This is a genomic window from Nocardia sp. NPDC059154 (assembly GCF_042755705.1).
Lineage (GTDB): Bacteria > Actinomycetota > Actinomycetes > Mycobacteriales > Mycobacteriaceae > Nocardia.
The window spans coordinates 1-4,710 of the sequence record NZ_JBHZCS010000163.1 but is presented as its reverse complement, the minus strand read 5'-3'; the positions used below and the strand labels follow the sequence as shown (position 1 = coordinate 4,710).

Sequence of the window (4,710 nt, the reverse complement as noted above, 5' to 3'; positions counted from 1 at the left end):
TGATAGGCGTGATCGAAGGCGACCACCGCGGGGCGGCCGGTGGCCAGGCGCGCCACCTTGATGGCGTTCTCCACCGCTTCCGCGCCGGAATTGAACAGCACGCTGCGCTTCTCGTGATCGCCCGGAGTCAGCGCGGCCAGCTGCTCGGCCACCTCGATGTAGCCCTCGTACGGGGCCACCATGAAACAGGTGTGGGTGAACCGCTCGGCCTGATCCTTGATCGCCGCAACGACTTTCGGATGCGACGCCCCGACATTGGTGACCGCGATGCCCGCGGCCAGATCGATGAGCGCATTGCCGTCCACATCGACGATGACGCCGCCATCGGCGTCGGCGGTGTACACCGGGGCGGTGGAACCGACGCCCGCGGCGACGGCGCCCTTGCGGCGCACCGCCAGTTCCTGCGAGCGCGGGCCGGGCAGGGCGGTCCGGAGCACCCGCTGCTGCGGAATCCGGTAGCTGATCTCTGTCATGAAAGTCTTTCTGCGGAAGGGAATTCGGGGGCCGGTGCGGCCGGAATCAGTCGTGTGCGCTCATGACGTGCTTGATGCGCGTGTAGTCCTCGACGCCGTAGGCGGACAGATCCTTGCCGTGGCCGGAGCGCTTGAAACCGCCGTGCGGCATCTCGGCGACGAGCGGAATATGGCAGTTCACCCACACCGCGCCGAAGTCCAGCGCAGCCGAAACCCGCTGCACCACACCGTGATCGCGGCTCCACACGCTCGAGGCCAGGCCGTAGACCACGTCATTGGCCAGGCGGATGGCCTCGGACTCGTCGGCGAAGGTCTGCACGGTGATCACCGGGCCGAAGATCTCCTCCTGCACGATCGGATCGTCCTGGCGCACACCGGTCACCACGGTCGGCGCGAAGAAGAAGCCGCGCTCGCCGATCCGCACACCGCCGGTGGCGATGGTGGCGTGCGCGGGCAGCGCCGCGATCTTGCCGGTGACCGACTCGAAGTGGCGGATGTTGTTGAGCGGGCCGTAGGCGGCATCGGGATTGTCGGGCAGGCCCGGCTGCACCGTGTGCGCCTTCTCGACCAGGGCCTGCACGAAGGCGTCGTGCACGGACTCGTGCACCAGCACGCGGGTGGCGGCCGTGCAGTCCTGACCGGCGTTGAAGTAGGCGGCATCACCGATGCGATCGGCGGCGAGCGCCAGATCCGCGTCGTCGAACACCAGGACCGGCGCATTGCCGCCCAATTCGAGATGCGCCCGCTTCACCTGATGGGCGGCGGCGGTGGCCACCTCGATGCCCGCGCGCACCGAACCGGTGATGGCCACCATGTCCAGGGCCGGATGCGCGACCAGCGCGGCCCCGGTGCCCGCGGTGCCGAGCACCACGTTCAGGACGCCGGCGGGCAGGATGTCGCGGGTCAGTTCGGCCAGCACCAGGGTGCTGCGGGGCGTGGTGTCACTGGGCTTGAGGACGACCGCATTGCCGGTCGCCAGCGCCGGGCCGATCTTCCAGATGGCCATCATGAGCGGGTAGTTCCACGGCGTCACCTGGCCGATCACGCCGACCGGCTCGCGGCGCACATAGGAGGTGAAGCCCTCCAGGTACTCACCGGCCGACTTGCCCTCGAGCAGCCGCGCCGCCCCGGCGAAGAAGCGCAGGTGATCCGCGCCCGCGGCGACCTCCTCGGAGGCGATCAGATGCTTGGGCTGGCCGGTATCGAGGGACTGTGCCTCGACCAGGGCCTGCGCATTGGCTTCGATGGCGTCGGCCAGTTTCAGCAGGGCGGCCTGACGGCGGCGCGGAGTGGCGGCCTTCCAGGCCGGGAAGGCGCGGGCGGCGGCGGCCACGGCGGCATCCACATCGGCGGGCCCGGAGATCGGGCTGCGGCCGGTCACGGACTCGTCCACCGGGCTGATCAGCTCGAACGACTCCGCCGCGGTGGCGACCGTAAACTGGCCGTCGATGTAGTTGCGAAGTATCTCCGTGGTCATGTCTGCCCGTTCTCGTGCGATGTGGGAGTGCTGCTCGATTGCCACCGAGTGTGCTGCGCGACACACCCCTGCGTCACCTGCCGGATCGGCGTGACTCGAGAGTGGGGTTTCACCATTGTGTCCAGTTGCTGTGGGAGAGCTATGAGTGTGGGAATTCCGGTCCGATGGATCCTGTCGCAGCCCGAGCTGGGATTGGTGCTCAAAGGCGGCGGTGCCGGACTGGGCCGGGAGATCGCGCTCGCGCTCACCTCCGAACTCACCGAACCGCAGCACTGGCTCTCCGGCGGGGAACTGGTGCTCACCACCGGCATGGGTTTGCCGCTCAGTCGCCCCGATCGACTGCGCTACCTGCGTGATCTCGACTCGGTGGGGGTGGTCGGCGTCGGATTCGGGGTCGGGCTCTCGCACCCGGCCGTGCCCGAGGACCTGGTCGAGGCCGCCGATGAGCTCGGGCTGCCGCTGTTCGAGGTGCCGCTGCCGACGCCGTTCGGCGCGATCACCAAGAAGGTCATGCAGCGGCTCGCCGAACAGGAGTACGAAAAGGTGCTGCGGGCCTCACGCAGCCAGCCGCGCATGACCCGCGCCGCGATCCAGGGCGTGCCCGCCGTCATCAAGGAATTGTCGGCGGCGCTGTCGGCGACCGCGATCGTCGTCGGCGCCGATGGCGTGGTGACCGACGCGCATCCGGGGCCGGCGCCCGCCGAGATCATCGACAAGATCACCGAATTTCTCGGGACCCGCGGCGACGGCGCGGCCAGCGGCGTGATCCACACGGCCCCGGACGTGTTCATCGCCGTGCAGGCCATCGCGGCCGGGCCCGCCGCGCACGGGCACCTCGCCGTCGTGACACCGACCGCGCTGAGCCCTGTCGACCAGGTGCTGCTCGGGCACGCCAGCTCACTGCTCGCCCTGGACTTCGAGAAACCCGCGCGACTGCGCATCGCGCAGAACCGCTTGAACACTCAGGCCATCGCCATGCTGCTCGAGGAACCGACCACGCTCGACACCGTGTGGGGGCATCTGACTCCGGCCGCCGACCGGGCCGGGCGCGTGCGGGCGCTGGTGCTGCGCTGTCCCTCGGCGGACACCGCCGACCAGGTCGTCGAGGCCGTCGACACGCGGCTGGCGGCGCTGAGCAGGCAGCTGTTCGCCCACCTGGCCGACGATCGGGCCGCCGTCCTGCTGGCCGGAACCGATACCGAGGAATCGGCGGAGCAGTTGCTGGGGTCCTTGCCCGCGAGCGTGCGCGCCACCGTGCGTGCCGGGATCAGCGCGCCACATCCCCTGCGCCGCTTCGCCTCCGCCATCGAACACGCGGAGCTGTCCGCGTCCGCGGCGCCGCCCGGGGCGAGCCCGCAGGAGCTCTCCGCGCTGGCCGGGCACTCCCTGCTGACCTTCCCGGAGGCGCGGCGGGTGCTCGGCGCGGTATCGGAGGCCATGCTCGCGCCGCTCGTCGGCTACGACGAGCGGCACGACACCAACCTGGTCGACTCGCTGCGCGCCTACCTCGAGGCGCACGGGCAATGGGAAGCCGCCGCCAACGCCCTCGGTGTGCACCGGCATACGCTGCGCAGCCGGATCGTCAAGATCGAATCCGTGCTCGGCTGCCGGCTCGATACCGCACGGGTGCGCGCCGAGCTGCTGCTGGCCGTTATCGCCCGGCGCTGACCTTGGCCGCCTCCGCCAACCCGGCGTTGAGCACGCATAGGCGGGCGATATCGACGACGCCGGAGCGGCGCAGACCACCGGCCAGTTCCCGCAGCCTGGCGGCGGAATCGGTGTCACCCCAGGCCGTCACGAGATCGCGGGCCGAGGCGGTGGGGTCGGCCCCGGCGAGGACCGCGACCGTGAGCGCGTGCCACCGCGACTGCAATTCGTCGACCAGCACGGCGGCAGCCAGGGTCTCCCAGCGGTCCGAGGCGGGCTTCGCGTCGAAAGCCGTTGCCAGCCAGTCCAAACCGATGAGATCGCCCAGCTCCCGGTAGGTCTGCGCAACCAGCGGCACCGGAAGCTGTGCGCGCCGGGCGATGTCGCTCAGCGGCAGCGCCTGCGCCAGCAGACGCAGGTTCGCCAGGTCGCGTCCGGTATGCCCGCAGGGTCGCGGCAGCACCGTGATCAATTCCGCGACCAGCGGTGCGTGGCGGTCGATCTCCTCGGACCAGGAGCCGGAGCCGGGCTGGGTCAGCAACCAGGCGGTGGCCTGTTCGACGGCCGCCTGAATACCGTTGAGGATGCTCATCCGCACCCGCGGCGAGACGCCGGGCAGGGCGAGGACGTCGCGCCACCAACGGTCGATATCGAGCACGGTGTGCACAACGGTGCAGGCCAGCACGATGTGCGCGGTGCCCGCGCCGAGGCGCTCCTCCAGGCGGTGGATCATACCGGGGCCGACCCGGTTGATCACCTGGTTCGCCACCGCCACGGCCACGATCTCCCGGGCCACCGGGTGCTTGCGCAGCACGTCCTCACCCAGCCGGGCGCGCGCCGAATCGGGGAAGTAGCCGAACACGGTCCCGGCCACCACCGGATCGTCGAGGATTCCGGCGGCGAGGAGTTCATCGCGGACCAGGTTCTTGGCCATGGCCAGCAGTACCGCGATCTCCGGACGCACCAGGCCGGTTCCCGCACGGCGGCGGGCGGTGAGCTCCGCCGGGGTGGGCAGGAATTCGGCGGCGCGGTCGAGACCGGTGGCCTGCTCCAGGTTCTCGATCAAACGGCCGTGCCGATCGATCAGAAAGGGGGCGTGTGCCTCGGCCAGGC

3 protein-coding genes and 1 pseudogene are annotated in these 4,710 nt (G+C 70.3%); 1 reads left to right on the top strand and 3 read right to left on the bottom strand.

Annotated elements, in window-relative coordinates:
* Positions 1-473, bottom strand: a 473-nt coding sequence (locus ACFXN1_RS51240; protein ID WP_379464154.1) for an aminotransferase class III-fold pyridoxal phosphate-dependent enzyme, incomplete at its 3' end; no start/stop codon positions are given.
* A gap of 46 nt (positions 474-519) precedes the next feature.
* Positions 520-1,950 carry an aminobutyraldehyde dehydrogenase gene (locus tag ACFXN1_RS51235; protein ID WP_379437359.1) on the bottom strand — a complete coding sequence of 477 codons (1,431 nt, stop codon included), beginning with the start codon at positions 1,948-1,950 and terminating at the stop codon, positions 520-522.
* A 141-nt stretch (positions 1,951-2,091) separates the two neighbouring features.
* On the opposite strand from ACFXN1_RS51235, the gene ACFXN1_RS51230 reads away from it, so the two are divergent.
* Positions 2,092-3,618: a PucR family transcriptional regulator gene (locus tag ACFXN1_RS51230; RefSeq protein WP_379437361.1), complete on the top strand. Its 1,527-nt coding sequence runs from the start codon at positions 2,092-2,094 to the stop codon at positions 3,616-3,618.
* Here the strand turns inward: ACFXN1_RS51230 and ACFXN1_RS51225 are convergent.
* A pseudogene (locus ACFXN1_RS51225) lies at positions 3,602-4,710 on the bottom strand (glutamate dehydrogenase); the annotation flags it as partial. The gene ACFXN1_RS51230 and the pseudogene ACFXN1_RS51225 overlap by 17 nt on opposite strands.

Excerpts from the sequence above, each read along its gene's own strand:
- ACFXN1_RS51235 (WP_379437359.1), bottom strand. The coding sequence starts at position 1,950 with ATGACCACGGAGATACTTCGCAACTACATCGACGGCCAGTTTACGGTC.
- ACFXN1_RS51230 (WP_379437361.1), top strand. The coding sequence starts at position 2,092 with ATGAGTGTGGGAATTCCGGTCCGATGGATCCTGTCGCAGCCCGAGCTG.